Source organism: Streptomyces sp. NPDC058751 (assembly GCF_042746485.1).
GTDB lineage: Bacteria > Actinomycetota > Actinomycetes > Streptomycetales > Streptomycetaceae > Streptomyces.
Genome location: NZ_JBHYPZ010000003.1, coordinates 260,000 through 283,578 on the forward strand (window position 1 = coordinate 260,000; position 23,579 = coordinate 283,578).

The 23,579-nt window shown below is 72.6% G+C and carries 17 protein-coding genes; 2 read left to right on the plus strand and 15 right to left on the minus strand.

What is annotated here, in order from left to right; genetic code table 11:
• Positions 1–10: 10 nt before the first annotated feature.
• The 3 genes from ACFW6B_RS04920 to ACFW6B_RS04930 form a co-directional block, all read right to left on the minus strand.
• Positions 11–1,867, minus strand: a complete 1,857-nt coding sequence (locus tag ACFW6B_RS04920) for an acetolactate synthase large subunit (protein ID WP_386592055.1) — start codon at positions 1,865–1,867, stop codon at positions 11–13.
• Positions 1,868–2,094: 227 nt separating this feature from the next.
• A complete protein-coding gene (locus ACFW6B_RS04925) occupies positions 2,095–5,310 on the minus strand; it encodes an EAL domain-containing protein (protein ID WP_386592057.1) in 3,216 nt (1,071 codons plus the stop codon).
• 390 nt (positions 5,311–5,700) lie between these two features.
• Entirely contained in the window at positions 5,701–6,642 is a 942-nt protein-coding gene (locus ACFW6B_RS04930) for a 2-hydroxyacid dehydrogenase (protein WP_386592184.1), read from the minus strand.
• Between the two features lie 75 nt (positions 6,643–6,717).
• Between ACFW6B_RS04930 and ACFW6B_RS04935 the strand changes: the two genes are divergently transcribed.
• Positions 6,718–7,725 (plus strand): aldo/keto reductase, encoded by a 1,008-nt coding sequence (locus ACFW6B_RS04935; RefSeq protein WP_386592059.1) that lies wholly within the window; start codon positions 6,718–6,720, stop codon positions 7,723–7,725.
• Between the two features lie 122 nt (positions 7,726–7,847).
• Positions 7,848–9,002: a PQQ-dependent sugar dehydrogenase gene (locus tag ACFW6B_RS04940; RefSeq protein ID WP_386592060.1), complete on the plus strand. Its 1,155-nt coding sequence runs from the start codon at positions 7,848–7,850 to the stop codon at positions 9,000–9,002.
• 10 nt (positions 9,003–9,012) lie between these two features.
• Here the strand turns inward: ACFW6B_RS04940 and ACFW6B_RS04945 are convergent, their stop codons facing one another.
• The 12 genes from ACFW6B_RS04945 to ACFW6B_RS05000 form a co-directional block, all read right to left on the minus strand.
• On the minus strand, positions 9,013–9,228 hold the full coding sequence (locus ACFW6B_RS04945) for a DUF6191 domain-containing protein (RefSeq protein ID WP_386592186.1): 216 nt from the start codon (positions 9,226–9,228) through the stop codon (positions 9,013–9,015).
• A gap of 46 nt (positions 9,229–9,274) precedes the next feature.
• Entirely contained in the window at positions 9,275–12,361 is a 3,087-nt protein-coding gene (locus tag ACFW6B_RS04950) for an AAA family ATPase (RefSeq protein ID WP_386592062.1), read from the minus strand.
• Between the two features lie 182 nt (positions 12,362–12,543).
• On the minus strand, positions 12,544–12,741 hold the full coding sequence (locus ACFW6B_RS04955) for a hypothetical protein (protein ID WP_386592064.1): 198 nt from the start codon (positions 12,739–12,741) through the stop codon (positions 12,544–12,546).
• A 202-nt stretch (positions 12,742–12,943) separates the two neighbouring features.
• Complete coding sequence (locus ACFW6B_RS04960) at positions 12,944–13,555, minus strand: hypothetical protein (RefSeq protein WP_386592066.1); 612 nt, start codon at positions 13,553–13,555, stop codon at positions 12,944–12,946.
• A gap of 34 nt (positions 13,556–13,589) precedes the next feature.
• Positions 13,590–14,165, minus strand: a complete 576-nt coding sequence (locus ACFW6B_RS04965) for a GNAT family N-acetyltransferase (protein WP_386592068.1) — start codon at positions 14,163–14,165, stop codon at positions 13,590–13,592.
• 4 nt (positions 14,166–14,169) lie between these two features.
• Positions 14,170–16,485, minus strand: a complete 2,316-nt coding sequence (locus ACFW6B_RS04970; protein ID WP_386592070.1) for an MMPL family transporter — start codon at positions 16,483–16,485, stop codon at positions 14,170–14,172.
• 183 nt (positions 16,486–16,668) lie between these two features.
• Positions 16,669–17,190, minus strand: coding sequence for a hypothetical protein (locus ACFW6B_RS04975; RefSeq protein WP_386592072.1), 522 nt, complete (start codon positions 17,188–17,190; stop codon positions 16,669–16,671).
• 99 nt (positions 17,191–17,289) lie between these two features.
• The gene (gatB, locus tag ACFW6B_RS04980) at positions 17,290–18,804 is read right to left on the minus strand and encodes an Asp-tRNA(Asn)/Glu-tRNA(Gln) amidotransferase subunit GatB (RefSeq protein WP_386592074.1); all 1,515 of its coding nucleotides are present in this window, start codon (positions 18,802–18,804) and stop codon (positions 17,290–17,292) included.
• Positions 18,805–18,820: 16 nt separating this feature from the next.
• Positions 18,821–19,051 carry a hypothetical protein gene (locus ACFW6B_RS04985; RefSeq protein WP_103550499.1) on the minus strand — a complete coding sequence of 77 codons (231 nt, stop codon included), beginning with the start codon at positions 19,049–19,051 and terminating at the stop codon, positions 18,821–18,823.
• An 8-nt stretch (positions 19,052–19,059) separates the two neighbouring features.
• Positions 19,060–20,565 (minus strand): Asp-tRNA(Asn)/Glu-tRNA(Gln) amidotransferase subunit GatA, encoded by a 1,506-nt coding sequence (gene gatA, locus ACFW6B_RS04990; protein WP_386592075.1) that lies wholly within the window; start codon positions 20,563–20,565, stop codon positions 19,060–19,062.
• A 5-nt stretch (positions 20,566–20,570) separates the two neighbouring features.
• On the minus strand, positions 20,571–20,867 hold the full coding sequence (gene gatC / locus ACFW6B_RS04995; protein ID WP_037622623.1) for an Asp-tRNA(Asn)/Glu-tRNA(Gln) amidotransferase subunit GatC: 297 nt from the start codon (positions 20,865–20,867) through the stop codon (positions 20,571–20,573).
• Between the two features lie 398 nt (positions 20,868–21,265).
• Positions 21,266–23,497, minus strand: a complete 2,232-nt coding sequence (locus tag ACFW6B_RS05000; protein WP_386592078.1) for a putative bifunctional diguanylate cyclase/phosphodiesterase — start codon at positions 23,495–23,497, stop codon at positions 21,266–21,268.
• Positions 23,498–23,579: the final 82 nt, after the last annotated feature.

Here is a 23,579-nt window from a genome sequence, read left to right on the forward strand (position 1 = left end):
CGGCTCTCTCTCAGTCGTCTTCGTTGTCGCCGAAGTCGGGGCGGACGTCCCGGGCGAACATGACCTCGTCGTTGGAGGTGCCGGCGGCGACCATCGGCCACACCATCGCGTCCTCGTGGACGATGAAGTCGACCACGACCGGGCGGTCGTTGATCGAGTTCGCCTCCTCGATCACCTTGTCGAGCTCGTCCGGGGACTCGCAGCGGATGGCGTGGCAGCCCATCGCCTCCGACAGCTTGACGAAGTCGGGGACGCGGGTGCCGGCGCTCGGCTGCTTGCCGTCCGCGTCCGGGCCGCTGTGCAGCACGGTGTTGGAGTAGCGCTGGTTGTAGAAGAGGGTCTGCCACTGGCGGACCATCCCGAGGGCGCCGTTGTTGATGATGGCGACCTTGATCGGGATGTTGTTCAGGGCGCAGGTGGTGAGTTCCTGGTTGGTCATCTGGAAGCAGCCGTCGCCGTCGACCGCCCAGACCGTGCGGTCCGGCTGTCCGGCCTTGGCGCCCATCGCGGCCGGGACCGCGTAGCCCATCGTTCCGGCGCCGCCGGAGTTCAGCCAGGTGGAGGGCTGCTCGTACTGGATGTAGTGCGCGGCCCACATCTGGTGCTGGCCGACGCCGGCCGCGAAGATCGTGCCCTCCGGGGCGAGCTGGCCGATGCGCTCGATGACCTGCTGCGGCGAGAGCTGGCCGTTGTCGGGCTGCTCGTAGCCGAGCGGGTAGGTCTCGCGCCAGCGGTTGAGGTCGCTCCACCAGGCGGTGTAGTCGCCGGTGTTCCCCTCGGCGTGCTCCTTCTGGACCGCCTGGACCAGGTCGGCGATGACCTCGCGGGCGTCTCCGACGATCGGCACGTCGGCGGCGCGGTTCTTGCCGATCTCGGCCGGGTCGATGTCGGCGTGGACGATCTTGGCGAAGGGGGCGAAGCTGTCCAGCTTGCCGGTGACGCGGTCGTCGAAGCGGGCGCCGAGGGCGACGATCAGGTCGGCCTTCTGCAGCGCGGTGACGGCGGTGACCGAACCGTGCATGCCCGGCATGCCCACGTGCAGCGGGTGGCTGTCGGGGAACGCGCCGAGCGCCATCAGGGTGGTGGTGACGGGCGCTCCGGTGAGCTCCGCGAGGACCTTCAGCTCGGCGGTGGCGCGGGCCTTGAGGACGCCGCCGCCGACGTACAGCACGGGCCGCTTCGCCTGGCTGAGCAGTTTGGCGGCCTCGCGGATCTGCTTGGCGTGGGGCTTGGTCACCGGACGGTAGCCGGGCAGGTCCTGGGCGGGCGGCCACTGGAAGGTGGTCCGGGCCTGGAGGGCGTCCTTGGCGATGTCGACGAGGACCGGGCCGGGCCGGCCGGTGGAGGCGATGTGGAAGGCCTCCGCGATCGTCCGCGGGATGTCCTCGGCCCTGGTGACCAGGAAGTTGTGCTTGGTGACCGGCATCGTGATGCCGACGATGTCCGCCTCCTGGAAGGCGTCCGTGCCGATCGCCTTGGAGGCGACCTGCCCGGTGATCGCCACGAGCGGCACCGAGTCCATGTGCGCGTCGGCGATCGGGGTGACCAGGTTGGTCGCGCCGGGACCGCTGGTCGCCATGCAGACGCCGACCTTGCCGGTGGCCTGCGCGTAGCCGGTGGCCGCGTGGCCGGCGCCCTGCTCGTGCCGGACCAGGACGTGACGCACCCGGGTGGAGTCCATCAGCGGGTCGTACGCCGGAAGGATCGCACCGCCGGGAATGCCGAATACGGTCTCGGCCCCGACCTCCTCGAGCGAGCGGATGAGGGACTGCGCACCCGTGACGTGCTCGGGGGCGGACTGCTGTCCTCCGGAACGGGGCCGCGGCTGCGGATGGTGGGCCCCGGTGGCCTGCTCGGTCATCGGCATTCTCTTCTCGATGCTGAGGGTTTTTGCGACTTTTGTGCGGTGTACGACTGATGCCTGTGCAACAAAAAACCCCTCGTGCCGGGAGGCAAGCGAGGGGAGCGCGCCGGGTGCGGTCGCTGGGTGTTCCGGACCTTTCCGGAGGCCACCTAGCTTCAGCCGACGCGCTTTCCAAGTACGAGAATTCGGGTGCGCATGGCATTGACCCTCCCCCCGGCACGCACCGACTGTCAAGTGGGTGGGACGGGAGTCTCATTATGTGAGCGGAGGGCGGTTCCGCCCCCCAGGACGACGGGCACTCCACTCGTATACACCCCCGCGCCCCCTCCGCCCGCGAACACCGGCTCGACAGGGCCGCTCGGCACCGGATAGTGGCCGGAAGAGAGCGCTCGGCGCAGCCGGTACTCGTCCAGCGGCCCGGAGAACGCCATGCCCTGCCCATGGGTGCAGCCCATCGCGCGCAGGGCGACGACCTGCTCCGGGAGGTCCACCCCGTCGGCCACGGACTGGAGTCCCAGATCCGCGGCGATCCGCAGCAGCCCGCTGGTGATCTTGTGCAGCCGGGCGGACTCGACGACCCCTTCGACCAGGCTCCGGTCGAGGCGCAGGACGTCGAGGGGGAGCCGTCTCAGTGCCGTGATCGCCGCGTACCCGCTGCCGAAGCCGTCCAGGGCGATCCGCACGCCGAGACGCCTGAGCGCGTTGAGCCGGCGCTCCAGCTCGTCCAGGGGGACCCTCGGATCGGTGTCGGACAGCTCGACGATCAGGCCGCCGGAGGCGAGCCCGTGCCGGGTGAGCAGGGACTCCACGGAACCCAGCGGCATCGAGCGGTCCACCAGGCGCCGGGCGGTCATCCGGACCGTGACCGGCACGGCGACCCCGGCGGCGGTGCGCTCGGCGGCCTGCGCGACGGCCTCGTCAAGCATCCAGCGGCCGAGTTCGGCGGTCTTCTCGCTGTCCTCGGCGACCCTCAGGAACTCGGCCGGCGTGAAGAGCACTCCTTGGGAGGAACGCCAGCGCGCCTGTGCGGTGACCGACGCGATCCGGCCGTTCTCCAGCGACACCACGGGCTGGTGCAGCAGGGCGAACTCACCGTCCTGCAGCGCGGAGCGCAACCGGGTCGCCAGCTCCGCCCTGCGGACCACGTCCTGCTGCATCTGGGGCACGTACAGCTCGACGCGGCCCTTTCCGGCCGCCTTCGCGCGGTACATGGCGAGGTCGGCGTTGCGCAGCAGCTCGCCGGCGCCCAGACCCGGTTCGGCGAAGCCGACGCCGATGGACGCGGCGACCCGGACATCGTTGCCGTCGATGCAGTAGGGCTGGGAGAGCCTGATCCGCAGGCGGTCGGCGAGTTCCCGCACCTGCTGCTCGCGGGCGGAGCGGTCACGGCCTCCGTCACCGACGATGAGGGCCGCGAACTCGTCCCCGCCGAGCCGGGCGGCGGTGTCGCCGTGCCGGACGGAGTCCTGGAGCCTGCGGGCGGCCTGGACGAGCAGTTCGTCGCCGGCCTGGTGCCCGATGGTGTCGTTGACGGCCTTGAAGCCGTCGAGGTCGATGAACAGGACGGCGGTGCCCCGGTCGCTGGAGCGGCGCCCGGACAGGGCCTGCTGGACGCGCCGGGTGAACAGCGCGCGGTTGGGCAGGTCGGTGAGCGGGTCGTGCTCGGCGTTGTGCTGCAGCTGCGCCTGGAGCCGTACGCGTTCGGTGACGTCACGGCTGTTGAAGATGAGACCGCCGTGGTGCCGGTTGACGGTGGACTCCACGTTGAGCCAGCCACCGCCACCGGAGCGGAACCGGCACTCGATCCGGGTGGTGGGTTCCTCGGCGTGGCTGGCCGCGAGGAACCGCCGCACCTCGTGGACCACGCAGCCGAGGTCCTCGGGGTGGATGAGCGAGGCGAGCTCGGAGCCGACCAGGTCCTCGGCGTCACGGCCGTAGACCCCGGCGGCGGCCGGGCTGACGTATCTCAGGATGCCGTTCGGCGCGGCGATCATGATGACGTCGCTCGAACCCTGCACCAGCGAGCGGAAGTGGTTCTCCTTCTGGGCCAGCTCCTGGGTGAGGGTGATGTTGTCGAGCAGCATGATGCCCTGGCGCACCACGAGGGCGAGCACGACGAGACCGGCGGTGACGAGCACCACGCGGTCCACCCTGCGTCCGTTCAGGATGTTGTAGAGGATCCCCAGCGTGCAGACGGCGGCGGCCAGATAGGGCGTCAGCGCGGCCAGCGACCCGGTGATCGGACGCGCCGCGGCGGAGCGGCCCGGTCCGGGGCCCTGGGGGTTCGCGGGCGCGGGCGCGCCCTGCCGCGGTCCGCGGGGAGGGTCCGGCTCCTCGTGCGGCCCCTGGTCCTCGTGGGACCCTGGCCCCTCCTGCGGGGCTCCCGGTCCGTACGGCGGACGGGTCTCCTGGGGTCCGGGTGACACGTGGCTTCCCGGGGGACCGTACTGCCCTTCCCGGCGCTGCCCGGGGATGCCCTCGTGCGCCACGCGCGCGTGCTCCTCCGATCCCTGCTCGTCCGGCCCGCGCGCCTCCGGTCCCCGCACCTCCGGGCCGCGCGGTTCCGGTCCGTACGCGTCGATGCCGTGCTCGTCGACGCCGTGCTCCTCGGTGCCGTGCTCCTCGGTGCCGTGCTCCTCGGTCTCGTTCCCGTGCCGGGTGACGACCCAGGGGGCGTACGCGAGGAGCAGCGATCCGGCGAACCAGCCCGCGTCGAGGAGCTGGCCCGAGTGGTAGCTGTCGTGCAGGAGGGGCGAGGTGAACAGCGCGTCGCACATCACGGTCAGGGCGAGCGCCCCGATCGCCGTGTTCACCGCCGACCTGTTCACCGACGAGCGCCTGAAGTGCAGTGCCAGCACCATGCTGACCAGGGCGATGTCCAGCAGCGGGTACGCGAGCGACAGCGCGGTGTGCGCGACGCTCGGCCCGTCGAACTGCGCGGCCTGGGCGAGCGCCAGACTCCAGGACAGGGTGAGCAGCGATCCGCCGATCAGCCAGGCGTCCAGCGCGAGGCACACCCAGCCCGCTCTGGTGACGGGCCGCTTGGCGAGCACCAGCAGTCCCACGATGGCGGGCGGCGCGAAGCAGAGGAAGAACAGGTCGGCGTAGCTCGGGGTGGGCACGGGACGGTCGAGGACGACCTCGTACCATCCCCAGACCAGGTTCCCGAGCGAGGCCATCGCCGAGGAGAGCGCGAACAGCAGCCACGCGGGCCGGAAGCGGCTGCGGCGGCTGCGGGCGTAGAGGAAGCAGGAGACCGCCGCGGCGCCCGCGGCGACGCTCAGCCCGAAGTCGCCCATGACCAGCGCGAGGCTCGTGGAGCCCCAGCCGAGCGCGGAACCGACGGCGTAGGCCGCGCACACCAGGGCCAGCACGAGTTGCGAAAGCAGGCCCGTCCCTCCGTCGGACACCGTCCGACGGGTCAGCAGCGCTCCTGGGGAGCTCACCGGGCCCACCCGGTCCGTGCCCCGGGGTCCTGCCGGTCCCGGTGCGCCGAGTGCCCGTGCCTCCGGCGGGTCTGGTTCCTGCGGTGGTGATGGCCGCCGTGACCGCGGCTGTGCGTGGTCGCGCGCCAGGGTCGTCGTCGGCGGCCCCGCCGCGTCGGATCGTTGGTACATAGGCCGTGCATCGCCCGTCGCCCCCCTCGCAGTCTCCATGTCCGTCCCCGGCGCCGAGCGGTGCGCGGCGCAGCCCCTGTCCGGACGATACACCAGTCTCGTCACTCAGGGACATAGTTCCTCTACTCTCCGTAACTACCAGGGACTATGCCGACACTGCCCGCGTTCGGAGAACTGCGGAGAGTGCCCGAGGGGGGACGGCGGGCGGCCGGGCGTCGCTCAGGTGCCGGTGGTAAGGACCACGTTGCGCAGTGGCTCCCGGTTCACGAAGCGGGTCAACTGATCCGCGAGCAGCCGCTTGGCGCGCGGCCAGAACGCCGATGTCGGACCCCCGACATGGGGGCTGACCAGCAGACCGGGCGCGTGCCACAACGGGTGGCCCGGGGGCAGCGGTTCGGGGTCGGTGACGTCGAGGGCCGCGGTGATGCGCCCGCTGTTCAGCTCGCCGAGCAGCGCGTCCGTGTCGACGACGGGGCCGCGGGCCACGTTCACCAGGAGCGCGCCGTCCTTCATCCGGGACAGGAAGCCGGCGTCCACCAGGCCGCGGGTGCTGTCCGTGAGCGGCAGGGACAGGATGACCACGTCGAACTCGGGAAGCAGGGAAGGGAGTTCGGCGAGGGGGCGCACAGGACCGCGCTCCGTGGCACGGGCGGAGCGCGCGACGCGCGCCACCCGCGCGAGCTCGAACGGCGCGAGCCTGTCCTCGATGGCGGCCCCGATCGACCCGTACCCCACGATGAGGACGGACCTGTCGGCCAGTGAGGGCCGGAAGCCCGGGCGCCACTCCTGTTTGTCCTGGCCCCGCACGAAGTCGGGGATCCCGCGCAGCGAGGCGAGGACCAGCGCGAGAGCGAGTTCGGCGGTGCTCGCCTCGTGCACCCCGCGGGCGTTGCACAACACCACGCCGGAGGGAAGGGAGTTGAGGCTCGGCAGGACGTGGTCGACGCCGGCGGAGAGCGTCTGCAGGGCCTGGACCGAGGTCATTTCGGCCATCGGCCGCTGCGAGACCTCGGACGGCTTCATGTAGGGCACGACGTAGAACGCGCAGTCGGCCGGATCCGCGGGGAACTCCTGACCGCCGTCCCAGAAGCGGTAGTCGGGCCCTTCGGGGAGTCCGTCGATCTCGTCCGCGTGAAAGGGGAGCCAGACATCAAAGGTCATGGTCAGGAGGTTATGCCAGGCGCTCATGCGCGCAGAGGTTAGGTTGGGGGCCAGCAGAAGGGGGATCACGGCCAGGTGGAGCGCAGAACGATCGGGGCCGCGGGGCTCGGTGTGGGGGCGGTCGGACTCGGATGCATGCCGATGAGCTGGGCTTACACCGGGTCGCAACAGCGCGGCGAGGAGTCGCTGCGCGCGGTGAACGCGGCGCTGGACCAGGGTTCGACGCTGCTCGACACGGCCGACATGTACGGGCCCTTCACCAATGAGCTACTCGTCGGGCGTGTCCTGAAGGAGCGGCGCTCCGAGGCCTTCGTGTCGACCAAGGTCGGGCTGCTGGTGGGTGATCAGCACCTCGTGGCCAACGGCCGCCCCACCTATGTGAAACGGGCGTGCGACGCGTCGCTGCGCCGGCTCCAGACGGATGTGATCGACCTCTACCAGCTCCACCGCGCGGACCCGGAAGTGCCGGTCGAGGAGACGTGGGGCGCGATGGCCGAGCTCGTCGCGGCCGGAAAGGTCCGCTCGCTCGGGCTGTGCGCGGTGGGCGCGGGGGCCGGCCGGCGGGCGGGCGCGCGGGTGCACGACGGAACGATCCGGCTGCTGCGGCGGGTGCAGCAGGTCTTCCCGGTGAGCACCGTGCAGGCCGAGCTGTCGGTGTGGTCGACGGAGGCGCTGGACGCGCTGCTGCCGTGGTGCGCGGCGCGCGGTGTCGGGTTCCTCGCCGCGATGCCGCTCGGCAGCGGCTTCCTGACGGGCACGCTGACCCCCGGCGAGGGCTTCGAGCCCGACGACGCGCGGGCCCGGCATCCCCGCTTCACCGCCGAGATGATGGCCGCGAACCAGACCGTCGTCGTCGGTCTGCGGCGCGTCGCGCGGCGGCACGGGGACGGTGCCCGTCCCGTCACGCCCGCGCAGGTGGCGCTGGCGTGGGTCCTGGCGCAGGGTCCGCACGTCGTCCCGGTGCCGGGGGCCAAGCGGGAGCGCTGGGTCACCGAGAACGCGGGCGCGGCCGGACTGCGGCTGACGGCGGAGGACCTGGCCGAGGTGGCGGCGCTGCCGGGGGCGCTGGGATCCTGGGACTGAGCGGTGCTTCGGGAGCCCGGCGCGGACCGTCCGGCCGGGACCGGGAACCCCCGGGGCCGCCGGCGGTGTTTGAACAGGAGGACCGCCGCGTCGAAGGGACACTGATGGTGCAGATCCGAGCAGTGACAGTCGTGTTGGCCGCCGCCGCGCTCGTGGTGACGGCCGGCTGCTCCTCCGGCGAGGGGGGAGGGGCGGACGGCCCGGGCGCGTCGTCCGGGACCGGGAGCCCGGCCTCTCACGCGCCGTCCGCCCCGGCCGCCACCGCCGACGAGACGCCGCCCGCGAAGGGCTCGGCGAAGGTCCTGCGCACCGTCACCGACGGCCTCGACACCCCCTGGGGCCTCGCGCCGCTGGCCGGGGGCGGTCTGCTGGTGTCCTCGCGGGACGAGGGGACGATCACCCGGATCGACGAGAAGACCGGCGCGAAGACGCCGCTGGGCGAGGTCCCCGGGGTGGCCCCGGCCGGTGAGGGCGGCCTCCTGGGCATCGCGCTCTCGCCGGACTACGCCTCCGACCACATGATCTACGCGTACCTGACCACGGCCTCCGACAACCGCATCGTCCGCATGCTGTACGACGAGCGGAAGCCGTCCGGAGAGCAGCTCGGCGCGCCGGACACGGTCTTCAAGGGCATACCCAAGGGCATGATCCACAACGGTGGCCGGATCGCCTTCGGTCCGGACAGGATGCTGTACGCGGGCGCGGGCGAGACGGGTGACCGGGGCCTGGCCCAGGACAAGGAGTCGCTCGGCGGGAAGATCCTGCGCATGACGCCGGAGGGCGAGCCCGCGCCGGGCAATCCGTTCCCCGACTCGGTCGTGTACTCGTACGGGCACCGCAACGTCCAGGGTCTCGCCTGGGACCGCGAACAGCGGCTGTGGGCCGCGGAGTTCGGCCAGGACACCTGGGACGAGCTGAACCGGATCGAGCCGGGCGGCAACTACGGCTGGCCCGTGGTGGAGGGGATCAGCCACAACTCCGCGTACCGCGACCCGGTCGCCCAGTGGCACACCGACGAGGCCTCCCCGAGCGGGATCGCCTACGCCGAGGGGTCCCTGTGGATGGCGTCGCTCAGGGGCGAGCGCCTGTGGCGCATCCCGTTGAACGGCACCGAGGCGTCCGCGGCACCGGAGGATTTCCTGACGGACAGGTACGGCCGTCTGCGCACGGTCGTCTCCGCGGGCGGCGACAGGCTCTGGCTGACCACGAGCGAGACCGACGGCCGCGGCACTCCCGAGAAGGGCGACGACCGGCTCGTGGAGCTGGAGGTGAGGTAGGAGAGCGCGGCTACGGGGCCTGCGTGGACTCAGGGCCCGGTCCGGTATCCGCCTGCCGTCCGGGCCGGTGCTCCTGCCGCGGGAGCCGTACGACCGCCTTGCCCGAGGCCAGGTCTATCGGGCCGCGGCCCGGGTCGCCGTCGTACAGGTCGACCCGGGACACCTCCAGTCGCTTGCGTTCGTCGTCGGTGTGCTTGCGGCCCGGTGCGAAAAGCTCCTCGATCATGTTGAACACGGCTTCCTCCTCTGTCCGGTCCCTCGCGGCGCGGCTCTCAGCCGGCCGCCCGGGTGGGCGGGGTGTCCGGCGGGAAGAGCCGCAGCCCGTGCGCCAGCGCCGCCGCTTCCCCCCGTCCTGAGACGTCCAGCTTGGCCAGAATGTTCGAGACGTGGACGCTGGCCGTCTTCGGGGAGATGAAGAGTTCCTCGGCGATCTGGCGGTTGCTGCGCCCGGCGGCGACCAGGCGCAGGACGTCGCGCTCCCGGCCGGTGAGCCCGAACGCGGCCGCGGGGTCGGCGGGGGCCGTCCGGGACGGGCCGGGGGTGTGCTCCAGGGGGAGACGGGCCCGCCGGGCGAGCAGCGCGACGGCGTCGGCGAGCGGACGGGCCCCGAGGTGTCCTGCGACGGCGCCCGCCAGCCGCAGGAGTTCCGCGGCGCGGGCGCGCTCGTCGTCGTCCGCGCCCGTGAGCAGCAGGGACTCGGCGAGGCGGAGGCGGACCCGGGCGAGGTCGTAGGGGCGCTCCAGCGGTTCGAAGGCCCCGGCGACCTCGGACCACCGGTCCGGGTCGGACACGCCGTCGGCCCGCCGCAGTTCGGCGCTCACCCATGCGGCGTGGGCGTTCCAGACGGGCGCTCCGGTGGCCAGGGCTCTCGCGGCCTCGCGGATGCGTTCGAGGGCCGGGGCGCGGCCGGGTGCGGCGACGGGCAGGCCGCGGGCGTCGGCCTCCGCGGTGACGGCGGCCAGCAGCAGCGGCCAGCCGTAGCGCTGGGTGCCGGGCGGGAAGCCCTCGGCCAGTGCCTCCTCCAGGGCGGTGCGGGCGTCGAGGAGGCGGCCCTCGCCCGCGGCGATGCCGATGGCGGTGCACAGCAGCGGCAGGGAGTGCTGGGGCATCGGGTCGTGGGTGCCGAAGTGGCCGCGGGCCTCGGCCAGTTGGTGACCGGCCTCGACGAGGTCGCCGCGGGCCAGGGTCACCGGCACGAGCCTGGAGGCGCCCACTCCGGAGGCCTTGCCGCCCAGCCCCATGGCCAGGGCGTTGCGGGCGGCTTCGGTGGCCTCGTCCCAGCGGCCGAGCACGTACAGCGATTCGGCGAGGTTGCCCCAGACCCAGGCCTGGGTGTCCGACAGGCCTTTCCGGAGCGCCAGTTCTATGCCCTCGCGGAGGATGGCGACGGCCTCGCGGGAGCGGCCGACCGATTCCAGATGGGAGGGCAGGTTGATGTGCACACGGCCCACGACGTACGCGGCGCCCTGGCGGTCGGCACGCTCCCTGACCCGGCGCATCTCCGCGAGCCCGGCCTCGACGTCCCCCGCGTCGACCATCAGGCCGCCGAGGGTGAGCCGGGCGTTCAGCTCGGTGTCCCGGGCGCCGACCATGTGCGCGTACTCCACGGCGCGTTCGGCCGCGGAGAGGGCTCCGCGGCCCGGCCGGCGCACCATGCACCAGGCGGCGACCATGGACAGGACCTCGGCGTGCACCTCGGAGGGCGGCAGACCGCGCACCAGGTCCTGGGCGGTGGCGAGTTCCTGCCAGCCGTCGCCGCGGACCTGTGCCTGGACGAGCCGGGAGCGCTGGATCCAGAACCACGCGGCGCGCAGCGGGTCGTCCTCGTCCTCCAGGAGGTGCAGGGCCCGCCTGGTCGTCTTCAGGGCGCGTTCGCGCTCCCCGCACAGCCGGCCGGCGACGGCCGCTTCCGCCATCAGGTCCAGGCAACTCAGCGGTGTGGTCGCGCTGTCGGGGTCTTCGGGGGTCTTTCCGTGCCCTTCGGGCAGCGGGCGGGGATAGGCCTCCACGTAGTCGATGGGGCGCAGTTCGGCCCGTACGGCGTCGGGGACCACCTCCCACAGCTCCATCGCCCGCTCCAGGAGCCGCAGTTGCTCGGCGTGGGCATGGCGGCGGCGGGCCTCGACCGAGGCGTCGAGGACGACGGGCAGGGCCTTGGCCGCGTCGTGGGCGTGGTACCAGTAGCTGGCCAGCCGGGTGACCCTCTCGTCGGCCGGTACGAGTGCCGGGTCGGCCTCCAGCGCCTCGGCGTAGCGGCGGTTGAAGCGGGAGCGCTCGCCGGGCAGCAGGTCGTCGCTGACGGCCTCGCGGACGAGGGAGTGGCGGAAGCGGTAGCCGTCGCCGCCGGGCGAGGCGATGAGGATGTTGGCGCCGACGCAGGCGCGCAGGGCCTCGATGAGGTCGTCCTCGGCGAGCCGTGCCACGGCGGCGAGCAGGGGGTACTCGACGGTGCTGCCGCCCTCGGCGACGATCCGGGCGACCCGCTGGGCGCTCTCGGGCAGTCCCTCGACGCGGACGAGGAGCAGGTCGCGCAGGGTGTCCGTGAGTCCGGTGCGACAGCCCTCGCGGGCGGCGACGGCGAGTTCCTCGACGAAGAACGCGTTGCCGTCGGAGCGGGCGAAGATCTCGTCGGCCTGGGCGGTGTCGGGTTCGCGGGCGAGGATCCCGGCGATCTGACGGCCGACCTCGGACCGGTCGAGACGGCCCAGGTCGATGCGGCGGACCGTGCGGAGGCGGTCGAGCTCGGCGAGCAGGGGGCGCAGCGGATGGCGGCGGTGGATGTCGTCGGCGCGGTAGGTGGCGATCACGACGAGGCGGCCGCCGCGCAGCGTGCGGAAGAGGTAGGCGAGCAGATGGCGGGTGGAGGCGTCGGCCCAGTGCAGGTCCTCCAGCACGAGGACGACCGTGCGGTCCTCGGCGACCCGTTCCAGCAGGCGGACGGTGAGCTCGAAGAGGCGGGCCGTGCCGTCCTCCTCGTACTGCCGTCCGCGGGTCGTCCGCGCGAGCTCGGGGAGGAGGCGGGCGAGTTCCTCCTCCTGTCCGGCGGCCGCGGCGGCGAGCTCGCCGGGCAGCGAGCGGCGCAGGGCGCGCAGGGCGGTGGAGAAGGGCGCGAAGGGGAGGCCGTCGGCGCCGATCTCGACGCAGCCGCCGCAGGCGACGACGGCGCCCTCGCGGCGGGCGGCGGCGGAGAACTCCTCCAGGAAGCGGGTCTTGCCGACGCCGGCCTCGCCGCCGAGCAGGAACGCCTGCGGCCCTCCCCCGGCGGCGGCGCGGGCGAGGGCGTCGTTCAACACCTCCAGTTCGTCGGCGCGTCCGACGAACACCGGGCTGACGGACCTGGTCTCCACGGGCCCGAGCATGGCACAGGGGTCCGACAAGGGGGCACCGGTCACCGGGACGGCGACCAGTGCCCCGGCCGCCGGCCGGCCGCCGTCGCCCGGCAGGTGACGGCCGTCCGTCGTGGGACGGCCGTCCCGCACGGCCCGTGGACGGCCGGACGGCGCCCTGCCGTCCACGGGCGCCCCCGCCCCCACCCCCGTGCTCACGTGGCACGGGCGGGCCGGTGCCGGCGGAACCAGCCGCCATGGGGCCGTTCCTCGGCGTCACCCTGTGCGGACCGCGGGGCGGCGGCACGGCGGGCGGCACGGCGGTCGCCCGCGGCCTCCCTGGCGAGCCGGTAGGCCCGGGCCTCCCGGATCAGTTCCTCGGACCGGATCCGCTGGAGCTCCAACTCGAACATCTCGTACCCCTCGTGATGAGTCGGTTTCGGTCTCGCTCGTTCGCGATGCCTCGACCTTCCTCTCCCAGAGGGGTGCGCCACATCGGGAGAGTTCCCCATCCTGGGAACGCGAAGGGCCTTAGGACGGCGGCCGGTTTCCCGTGCCGGCCCTAAGGCCCCTCTGAGGTGTCGGTTTTTTCCTGCCCCGACGGGCGCGCGGGACTCAGCCGGCGGAGGGCAGTCCGAGGAGGACGTCGGAGTACTTGGCGGCCGCGAGCACCAGGCCCACGACGCCGAGGGAGACGCCCGCCCAGGCGACGGACCTGATCCAGGCGGCCTGCGGCCTGCCGGGGGCTCCGAACGCGGGCCTGACCAGCACGAGGACGCCGACGACCAGAGCGGCCAGCGCGAAGAGGCCGCCGACCAGCGCGGTGGTCGCCCAGGCGTCGCCGTAGACCTCCTTGACCTGCGTGGCGACGCTCGCCTCCGACGAGGTCCGGAGCTGGCCGATCAGGGTCTCCCGGGCGGCGGCCACCGTGGCGACCCAGCTGCCGGTCAGCGACACCACGCCGAGTCCGGCGGACACCACGGCGGCGGCACCCTGGCCGACACCGGCGTCGCGTCCCGTCGCGGACTCCTCGGGGCCCGCGGACTCCTCGCCGTCCTCGTCCCGCTCCTCGGCGTCGGCCGCGGCCTCGGCCCCTTCGTCCGTGGACGCCCCGGCCGCACCGGCCCCGGTGACCTCCGCGGTCCGCTCGTCGCGCTCCGCCTCGGCACCGGTCTCGGTCTCGGCCCCGGTCTCGGCCCCGGTCTCGTCAACTGTCCTGGTTCCCATGCGGGCACCGTACGGACGCTGTCTGAGAGGTTCCTTAACGGTCCGCGGACGCGCTCTTCGCGCGTGCGGCACGCCAGTCGGGCGCGAGCACGGACCACACCTCGAGGTCGTGCCGGACGCCGTGGTGGGGGTGCTTCTCGCGGAGCACGCCGTCCCGGCTCATGCCGAGCCGCCGGGCCACGTTCAGGCTCGGGACGTTGCCCGCCGCGGCGACCCACTCCACTCGGTGGATCCCGCGTCCCTCGACCGCCCAGTCGATGAGGATCCGCATCGCGCGGGTGACCAGACCGCGCCCGGAGGCGGCGGGTTCCAGCCAGCAGCCGACCTCGCAGTTGCCCCGGTCCGCGTCGAAGTTCAGGAAGAGCACACCGCCCACGAGCTTCCCGTCCAGCCACAGGCCGTGCAGGGAGCCGGTGTCGGCGCAGCGCATGTCCGCGTACCGCTGGAGGTGCGCCCGTGCGGACGGCACGTCCGTGGAGCTGGACCCGAAGGGGACGAACCGTCCGATGAACTCGCGCCCGCGGTCCAGGTGCGCGAGGAACTCCTCGGCGTGCCAGGGCTCCAGGGGCCGCAGTTCCGCTCCGTCGTCGCCCAGGGATATCGCGTACATCGCGTCACCGCTCCTTCGTCGTCACGTCCGACATCCCGGCGTCCGACACCCCGGTGTCCACCGTCTCGACGTCCGTCACCCCGGCGTCCCGCACCTCGGCGTCGGCCGCCGCGCGGCCCAGTACGTCCGCCGCCTCGGCGTCCGTGGCCTCGGCCAGCCTCTCATGCGCGGCCCGGCACTCGGGCGGCTCGATGCTGATGCGCGGCAGCCTCCGGTCGAGCCAGCGGGGCAGCCACCAGTTGGCGCTGCCGAGCATGTGCATGAGGGCGGGGACGAGCAGCGTGCGCAGGACGAAGGCGTCCAGGGCGACGGCGGAGGCCAGCGCGATGCCGAACATCGCGATGACGCGGTCGCCGCTGAGCACGAAGGCGAGGAAGACCGAGATCATGATGACGGCGGCGGAGTTGATGACCCGGCTGGTCTCGGCGAGGCCGACGCGTACCGCGCGCCGGTTGTCGCCGGTCTCCAGCCACTCCTCGTACATCCGGCTGACCAGGAAGACCTGGTAGTCCATGGAGAGGCCGAAGAGCACCGACACCATGATCACGGGCAGGAACGGCTCGATCGGGCCCGCGCGGCCGAGGCCGAGCAGTTCGCTCCCCCAGCCCCACTGGAAGATCGCGACGACGACTCCGAAGGCGGCGGCGACGGCGGCGACGTTCATGGCCGCGGCCTTGATCGGGATGCCGATCGAGCGGAACGCGAGCAGCAGCAGGACGCAGCCGAGGCTGATCACGACGCCGACGAAGAGCGGCAGCTTGCCGATGATGATGTCGGCGAAGTCGTCGTAGCTCGCCGTCACGCCGCCGATCTGCACGTCGAGGGAGGTGCCCGACTCGGCACGCGGCAGGACGTCGGTGCGCAGCCGGTCGACGAGGTCGCTGGTCTTCTGGGACTGCGGCGCGGAGTCCGGGACGACGGTGAGGAAGGCGGTGTCACCGGTGCTGTTGTACGTCACCGGGGTCGCCGCGGCGACGCCCTCGGTGGCCCGGAGCGTGGCGTCCAGGTTGTCCAGGGCGAGCCTGTCCCCGGCGCCGCCGACCTCGGTGACGAGGGTCAGGGGCCCGTTCATTCCCGGGCCGAAGCCCTCCGAGATCAGGTCGTACGCCTGCCGGGTGGTCGTCGTCCTCGGGTCGTTGCCCTGGTCCGACGTGCCCAGGTGGAGGGAGAGGGTGGGCAGGGCGAGCACGGCCATCACGGCGACGGCCACGACGCCGAGCAGCTTGGGGTGGCGCTCCACGAAGGCGGACCAGCGGGCGGCGAACCCGGTGACCGTCTCCGGCTCGGGTCCGTGCTCCTCCAGCCGTCGCCGTTCCCGGCGGCTGAGCGCGCGCGGACCGATGAAGGAGAGCAGCGCGGGCAGCAGGGTCACGGAGGCCGCGACGGTGAGGACGACGGTCAGGGAGGCGGCGATCGCCACGCCGTTGAGGAAGTTGAGCCGCAGGATGAGCATGCCCAGCAGGGCGATGCAGACGGTGGCGCCGGCGAAGACGACCGCGCGTCCGGTGGTGGCCACGGCGTTCTGCGCCGCCTCCGCCACCGGCAGTCCGCGCTTGAGGCCGCGCCGGTGTCTGGTCACGATGAACAGCGCGTAGTCGATCCCGACGCCGAGGCCCACGAGCATGCCGAGCATGGGGGCGAAGTCGGCGACGGTCATGGCGTGTCCGAGGAGCACGATGCCGAAGTACGCCGTGCCGACGCCGACCAGGGCGGTGGCGATGGGCAGCATGGAGGCGGCGAGCGAGCCGAAGGCGAGGAAGAGGACCACGGCGGCGACGGCCACGCCGACGATCTCGGCCGTGTGACCGCCGGACGGCTTGGTGAGGGCGATGGCGGTGCCGCCCAGTTCGACGTCGAGCCCCTCGGCCTCGGCGGCCTTCGCGGCGGCGACGACGGCCTGGACCTCACCCTTGTCGAGGTCCTCGGCCCGGTCGGTGAAGGTGACGGTCGCGTACGCCGTACGGCCGTCCTCGCTGATCCGTCCCGCTCCCTGGTGCCCGTACGGGCTCTCGACGGAGGCCACTCCGGGGAGCTTCTCCATCTTGTCCAGGGCGCGGGTCATCGACTGTTCGACGTCGGCGGAGCGGACCGTGCCCGACCCGGTGTGCCAGACCACGGTGTCGCTGTCGCCGCCGAGCCCGGAGAAGCCGTCGTTCAGGAGCTGCGTCGCGCGGCCCGACTCGGTGCCGGGGACCTCGTAGTCGTTGGAGTACGCGGAACCCGTCACGGCGGCGGCGGCGGTCACACCGCCGAAGGCCAGAAGCCAGAGCAGGACGGCTACGAGGCGGTGCTGGACGCACCACCGTGCAAGGGCTGCCACGAGCGAGCTCCCCGGGGGATTTGTGGATCTTTACCGGGAAACGCCCGCAAAGAACACATGACCAATTCCCCATCACTCTTACAGCCCGAAGTGATCCTTTGTCCCATTCGTGGCCTTACTCACGGGACTGCGACTGATGTCACAACATGTGAGCGTGGCGCGTGTCACCTCGGGGGTCGCGGCTCAGTCCAGCTGGTCGCCCACGGCCATGACCATCACGCCGGCGATCATCAGCCACAGGGCCCGCCGGGTGCGGCCCCTGGCCCCGAGCGCGGACGCTCCGGCGCACAGGACGGCCCCGGAGGCGTAGGAGAGGGGTATGAGCGCGGTCCCCGAGCCCCCGGTGCGCATCACCGACGCGGCAAGCCCCGCGACGGTCAGCAGGGCTCCCGTGGCGACCGCGGTCCAGCGCGCCCGGCGCACCTCCGGGTCCTGGTCCTCGTCCTCGTCGCCCCGGGCCTCGTCGTCCGGCTCCGCCGGGTCGTGATCCTCGGGGTCTTCCGGGTTCTTGGGGCTCTCGGGGCCCTCGGCGCTCTCGGCGCTCTCGGCGCTCTCGGAGTCCTCAGGGCCCTGCGTGTCCTGGTCCTGCTCGCTTCGGTCCCGGGTCGCCGGGGTCCGGGTTTCCGGGCCCTCGGCCCCGCCGTCGCGGGTCTCGCGGTCCTGCGTCGTGCGGTCGTGCGTCTCGGAGTCGGTGCTTCCACTCATGGCGCGGGAGCGTAGCGCGTTGATCTGAGCACGCCGACACAGACCCCGGGGGGCGCGTCGGTCGCGACGCACCCCCCGGGATGTGGGAAAACCTGGACCTCAGCCCTCGGAGACGCCCAGCTTCTCCAGGATGAGCTCCTTGACGCGAGCGGCGTCGGCCTGGCCGCGGGTGGCCTTCATGACCGCGCCGACGAGCGCGCCGACGGCCTGGACCTTGCCGCCGCGGATCTTGTCGGCGATGCCCGCGTTCCCGGCGATGGCCTCGTCGACGGCGACGGTCAGCGCGCCCTCGTCCGAGACGACCTTCAGGCCGCGCTTCTCGACGACCTCGTCCGGGGTGCCCTCGCCGGCGAGGACGCCCTCGATGACCTGACGGGCCAGCTTGTCGTTCAGATCGCCGGAGGCGACCAGCTCGGACACCCGGGCGACCTGCGCCGGGGTGATCGGCAGGTCCTCCAGGGCCGTGCCCGACTCGTTGGCGCTGCGGGCCAGCTCACCCATCCACCACTTGCGGGCGGAGGCGGAGTCGGCACCGGCCTCGATCGTCGCGACGATCGAGTCGATGGCGCCGGCGTTGAGCATCGACTGCATGTCGTGGGCATTGACGTCCCACTCCTCGCGCAGCCGGTTGCGGCGGGCCAGCGGCTGCTCGGGCAGTCCGGCGCGCAGCTCCTCGACCCACTCACGGGACGGGGCGACGGGGACGAGGTCGGGCTCCGGGAAGTACCGGTAGTCCTCCGCCTCCTCCTTCACGCGGCCCGAGGTCGTGGACCCGGTGTCCTCGTGGAAGTGACGGGTCTCCTGGATGATCGTGCCGCCCGAGTTCAGCACCGCGGCGTGGCGCTGGATCTCGAAGCGTGCGGCACGCTCCACGGAACGCAGGGAGTTGACGTTCTTCGTCTCGGAGCGCGTGCCGAACTTCTCCCGCCCGTGCGGGCGCAGCGAGAGGTTCACGTCGCAGCGCATCTGCCCCATCTCCATGCGGGCCTCGGACACGCCGAGGGCCCGGATGAGCTCGCGCAGTTCGGCGACGTACGCCTTGGCGACCTCGGGGGCCCGCTCGCCCGCGCCCTGGATCGGCTTGGTGACGATCTCGATGAGGGGGATGCCCGCGCGGTTGTAGTCGAGCAGGGAGTGCGAGGCGCCGTGGATGCGGCCGGTGGCACCGCCGACGTGCGTCGACTTGCCGGTGTCCTCCTCCATGTGGGCGCGCTCGATCTCCACGCGGAAGACCTCGCCGTCCTCCAGCTGGACGTCCAGATAGCCGTTGAAGGCGATCGGCTCGTCGTACTGGGAGGTCTGGAAGTTCTTCGGCATGTCCGGGTAGAAGTAGTTCTTCCGGGCGAAGCGGCACCATTCGGCGATCTCGCAGTGCAGCGCGAGGCCGATCTTGATGGCGGACTCCACACCGGTCGCGTTGACGACCGGGAGGGCGCCGGGCATGCCGAGGCAGGTCGGGCAGGTCTGCGAGTTGGGCTCGGCGCCCAGCTCGGTCGAACAGCCGCAGAACATCTTCGTCTTGGTGCCGAGTTCGACATGGACCTCGAGGCCCATGACGGGGTCGTACGACGCGAGCGCGTCCTCGTACGACACCAGGTCGATCGTGGTGGTCACGGTGAAAACTTCCCTCTCAGCCCAGCAGGACGTCGTCGTCGCCCAGGCGCTTGAGCTCCCGGTAGAGGATGGCGAGGCCGGTGACGATGGCGGCGGCGGACAGGGCCGCGTCGATGAGGCGCAGCGTGTCGTTCTCCTTGCGGGCCTTCTTGACCTGCTTGGCGACACCGATGGCACCGAACGCCGTGCCCGCCATGGACAGATACGTGCCGGACTTGGACTTCTTGAAGCCCTTGGCCTTGGACATTGCCTTGCTCACAGCGACGGAGCCTCCTCGAGCAGCGGGTGCCCCCACTTTTCCACGAAGGCCGCCTCGACCGCGGCACCGACCTTGTACAGACGGTCGTCCTTCAGCGCCGGGGCGATGATCTGCAGGCCCACCGGGAGGTTGTCCTCCGGGGCGAGGCCGCAGGGCAGCGACATGGCGGAGTTGCCGGCCAGGTTGGTCGGGATGGTGCACAGGTCCGCGAGGTACATCGCCATCGGGTCGTCGGCGCGCTCGCCGATCGGGAAGGCGGTGGTGGGCGTGGTCGGGGAGACGATCACGTCGACCTGCTCGAACGCCTTGTCGAAGTCGCGCGAGATGAGCGTGCGGACCTTCTGGGCGCTGCCGTAGTACGCGTCGTAGTAGCCGGAGCTGAGCGCGTACGTGCCGAGCATGACACGGCGCTTGACCTCGGGACCGAAGCCGGCCTCGCGGGTGAGGGCGGTGACGTCCTCGGCGGAGCGCGTGCCGTCGTCGCCCGTCCGCAGGCCGTAGCGCAGGCCGTCGAAGCGGGCGAGGTTGGACGAGCACTCGGACGGCGCGATCAGGTAGTACGCGGAGAGCGCCAGGTCGAAGGACGGGCAGTCCAGCTCGACGATCTCGGCGCCCAGCTCCTTCAGCAGCTCGACGGACTCGTCGAAGCGCTGGATGACACCGGCCTGGTAGCCCTCGCCGCGGAACTGCTTGACGACGCCGACGCGCATGCCCGCCACGCTGCCGTTGCGGGCGGCCTCGACGACCGGCGGGACCGGGGCGTCGATGGAGGTCGAGTCGAGCGGGTCGTGCCCGGCGATGACCTCGTGCAGGAGGGCGGCGTCCAGGACCGTACGGGCGCAGGGGCCGCCCTGGTCGAGGGAGCTGGAGAACGCCACCATGCCGTAGCGGGAGACCGCGCCGTACGTCGGCTTGACGCCGACCGTGCCGGTGACGGCGGCCGGCTGGCGGATGGAGCCGCCGGTGTCGGTGCCGATGGCGAGGGGCGCCTGGTAGGAGGCGAGGGCCGCGGAGGAGCCGCCGCCGGAGCCGCCGGGGATCCGGGTGAGGTCCCAGGGGTTGCCGGTCGGGCCGTACGCGCTGTTCTCGGTGGAGGACCCCATGGCGAACTCGTCCATGTTGGTCTTGCCGAGGATGACGACGTCGGCGGCCTTGAGCCGCTTGGTGAGCGTCGCGTCGTACGGCGGGATCCAGCCTTCGAGGATCTTCGAGCCGACGGTGGTCGGGATGCCCTCGGTGGTGAAGATGTCCTTGAGCGCGAGCGGCACGCCGGCGAGCGGGCCGAGCTTCTCGCCGGCCTCCCGCTTGGCGTCCACGGCGCGCGCCTGGGCGAGGGCGCCCTCGCGGTCGACGTGCAGGAAGGCGTGCACCTTCTCGTCGACGGCCTCGATCCGGGCGAGGTGCGCCTCGGTGACCTCGACGGCGGTCAGCTCGCCGGCCGCGATCTTCTCGGCGGTCTCGGCCGCGGTGAGCTTGATGATGTTGACGTTGGTGTCCGTCATGGTGATTAGTCCTCCCCCAGGATCTGCGGCACCTTGAAACGCTGCTGCTCCTGGGCCGGGGCGCCGGAGAGCGCCTGCTCGGGGGTGAGCGACGGACGGACCTCGTCCACGCGCATGACGTTCGTCAGCGGCAGCGGATGAGAGGTCGGCGGTACGTCTTGGTCGGCGACCTCGCTGACGCGGGCGACCGCGCCGATGATGTCGTCCAGCTGGCCTGCGAAGTGGTCGAGCTCTTCGCCCTTCAGCTCCAGACGCGCCAGCCGTGCGAGGTGGGCGACCTCCTCGCGCGTGATGCCAGGCATGCAGCGATCCTCTGGGGGTGAGTTGTTTGGTTTGGCCCAATCCTATGGGGCCCGGGCCGATGCCCGCGCCCGGGTTTGCCGGGGGCCGCGACTCCCCGCCCTCCAGCCGGACGTCTCCCACCCGCACAGTCCCGTACTGCCGTCCCGCCGTCGGCGGCTCCCGGCCGGGTGAACTCACCGGCCCGCGGCCGGGTGTTCCCCGCCCGCGCACCACCCGTTCGCCCCCACCCGACAAGCCGGGCTCTCCCGTCCGGGCACATCACCGTAGGCGTCGACCGGCCGTGCCCCCACGGCCGCGTGCCGCCGACGGCGGGACGGTGAAGCGGGCGAGCCCGGGTTGTCGGATGGGGGTGAACAGGTGGTGCGTGGGTGGGAGACGAACCGGCCGGAGGCCGGAGCTACTCGGCGGCGGGCAGCGCGGCCCGCGGCCGCTGCCACCCCCGGACCCCCCGGGCCAGCAGCCAGGCCGTGGCCTCCTCGGGCGGCATCGCCGCGGCGACCAGCCACCCCTGGACGGCGTCACAGCCCAGGTCCCGCAACCGCTCCCACGTCTCGTCGTCCTCGACGCCCTCGGCCACGACGAGGAGCCCCAGCGAATGGGCGAGGTCGACGGTGCACCGCACGATCTCGGCGTCCTCGGCGTCCACGGCGAGCCGTGCGACGAACGAACGGTCGATCTTCAGCTCGCTGACCGGCAGCCGCCGCAGATGGACCAGGGAGGAGTACCCGGTGCCGAAGTCGTCCAGCGACATCTTCACCCCGTGCCCGGTCAGCGCCGCGAGGGTGTCGGCGGCACGCTGCGGGTCCTCCAGGAGCACGTGCTCCGTTATCTCCAGTTGGAGCGCTCCCGCGGGGACTCCGTGCCGGGCCAGACGCGCGGCGACGGCGCCGGCGAAGCCCGGCGTGTGGACGTCGCGCGGCGACACGTTCACCGCGACCGGCACGTACAGTCCCTGCGCCCGCCAGCGCGCGACCTGTCCGAGGGCCGTCTCCAGGACGTACTCGGTGAGGTGCGGCATCAGCCCGGACGACTCGGCGATGGCGATGAACTCGTCCGGCGGAACCTTGCCGCGCTCGGGATGCACCCAGCGCACCAGGGCCTCCAGTCCGGCGACCTGTCCGTCGAAGCGGACCTTGGGCTGGTAGTGCAGTTCGACGTCGCCGGTGTCCAGGGCCCGGCGCAGATCGCCCAGCAGGCCCAGCCGGTCGGGGGTGTTGGAGTCACGCTTGGACTCGTACACCTCGACGCCCGTGCGGTCCCGCTTCGCCTGGTACATCGCGATGTCCGCCCGGCGCAGCAGCCCCTCCGCGTCGAGCGCGTGGTCGGGGAAGACGGCGAGCCCGGCGCTGGCCTCCAGGACGAGGGTGAGCCCGTCCAGGTCGAGCGGCGAGCCGAGGGTGGCGACCAGGTTGCGGGCGACCCGCGTGGCCGACGTGGTGGAGTCCGCGACCGGCAGTAAGACGGCGAACTCGTCACCGCCGAGCCGCGCGGCCTCCGCCCCGCGCGGCAGCGCGTTCCGCAGCCTCTCGGCTATCTGGAGGAGCAGCCGGTCACCGGCGAGGTGTCCCAGCGTGTCGTTCACCGAACGGAAGCGGTCCAGGTCGATGAGCATGAGGGCGGAGCGTGCGCCGACGCGCTCGGCGTCGTCCAGGGCCGTCCAGGTGCGCTCCAGCAGCCACTGACGGTTCGGCAGCCCGGTCAGCGGGTCGCGCAGTTGCTCCTCGGCCCGCGCGCGGGCTATCCACAGGGTGGAGTCGAGGGCGATCAGCGGGATCGAGAACAGCGGCAGCAGCGTCGGCTGGGCCAGCGCGACGACACAGATCAGCGGGGCGATGCCGAGCAGGGCCACGGCGACGAGTCCGTGTCGGACCAGGGCCGTACGGGCGACGGTGGGCAGGCCGCCGCCCGGCGTGTTCAGGTACCAGAGCAGGACGCGGGTGACGGCGAGATAGGCGCCGGCGACCAGCACCACCTGGGGTGCGGCGTAGAACGTCCAGGTGTCGGGGGCCCAGGGCGTCTCGACGCTCGGGAACCGCCCGAACGACGCGAGGACCAGGGCTCCGGCGCCGATCCCGAGGATGTCGACGGCGCCGTGCAGGACGCCCTGGCGCCAGCGGTTGCGGCGGGCCGTGCCCACCAGGACGACGACGGTGAGGCTGACCATGCCGGCCGGGACCCAGCCGTACAGCAGCAGGACCGCGAGGGTGAGCGCGGCACCGGAACCGGTGCCGCCCCACCAGCGGGCCCGGCCGAGGGCGACCAGGTGGCCGACGATGACGCCGGTCAGCAGGGCCAGCGCCCAGCCGACGGTGCCGCCGGGGAAGAGGGCGTGGTGGCCGCTGAAGGCCCGGTAGAAGCCCGCTCCCAGGACGAACGCGGCCGTGGCCACGACCGCCGACGGCAGCGCGGGCCAGGACAGGGGGCGTTCGGGGTCCTGTCCGGGCAGTCCGGTGCCGTGCCCGGCCGTGACGGCGACGGGGACGGCGGGAGCGGCGAGCGGTGCGGCACCGGGCCCGCTCCGGGCGGCACGCTCCGACGGCCGTCCCGTCCGCAGGCCGGTCAGCCACGCGCCGGTCGTCCGGCGCAGGCGCAGCCGTGAGCCGGGAGCGGCGCTCTCGGTCGGTTCCATTCCCGTCCCTCTCACTGCCGGCGGTGCCCACGCCACACGATCGGTCGCCGGCGACGACCGCCGACGGTGCCGCGTCGGAAAA

Coding starts and splice junctions, on each gene's coding strand:
- ACFW6B_RS05000 (WP_386592078.1), bottom strand. CDS start 23,497: ATGGAACCGACCGAGAGCGCCGCTCCCGGCTCACGGCTGCGCCTGCGC.
- ACFW6B_RS04920 (WP_386592055.1), bottom strand. CDS start 1,867: ATGCCGATGACCGAGCAGGCCACCGGGGCCCACCATCCGCAGCCGCGG.
- gatA (WP_386592075.1), bottom strand. CDS start 20,565: ATGACGGACACCAACGTCAACATCATCAAGCTCACCGCGGCCGAGACC.
- ACFW6B_RS04965 (WP_386592068.1), bottom strand. CDS start 14,165: ATGTACGCGATATCCCTGGGCGACGACGGAGCGGAACTGCGGCCCCTG.
- gatC (WP_037622623.1), bottom strand. CDS start 20,867: ATGCCTGGCATCACGCGCGAGGAGGTCGCCCACCTCGCACGGCTGGCG.
- ACFW6B_RS04955 (WP_386592064.1), bottom strand. CDS start 12,741: ATGTTCGAGTTGGAGCTCCAGCGGATCCGGTCCGAGGAACTGATCCGG.
- ACFW6B_RS04950 (WP_386592062.1), bottom strand. CDS start 12,361: ATGCTCGGGCCCGTGGAGACCAGGTCCGTCAGCCCGGTGTTCGTCGGA.
- ACFW6B_RS04960 (WP_386592066.1), bottom strand. CDS start 13,555: ATGGGAACCAGGACAGTTGACGAGACCGGGGCCGAGACCGGGGCCGAG.
- ACFW6B_RS04945 (WP_386592186.1), bottom strand. CDS start 9,228: ATGATCGAGGAGCTTTTCGCACCGGGCCGCAAGCACACCGACGACGAA.
- ACFW6B_RS04985 (WP_103550499.1), bottom strand. CDS start 19,051: ATGTCCAAGGCCAAGGGCTTCAAGAAGTCCAAGTCCGGCACGTATCTG.
- ACFW6B_RS04930 (WP_386592184.1), bottom strand. CDS start 6,642: ATGACCTTTGATGTCTGGCTCCCCTTTCACGCGGACGAGATCGACGGA.
- ACFW6B_RS04975 (WP_386592072.1), bottom strand. CDS start 17,190: ATGAGTGGAAGCACCGACTCCGAGACGCACGACCGCACGACGCAGGAC.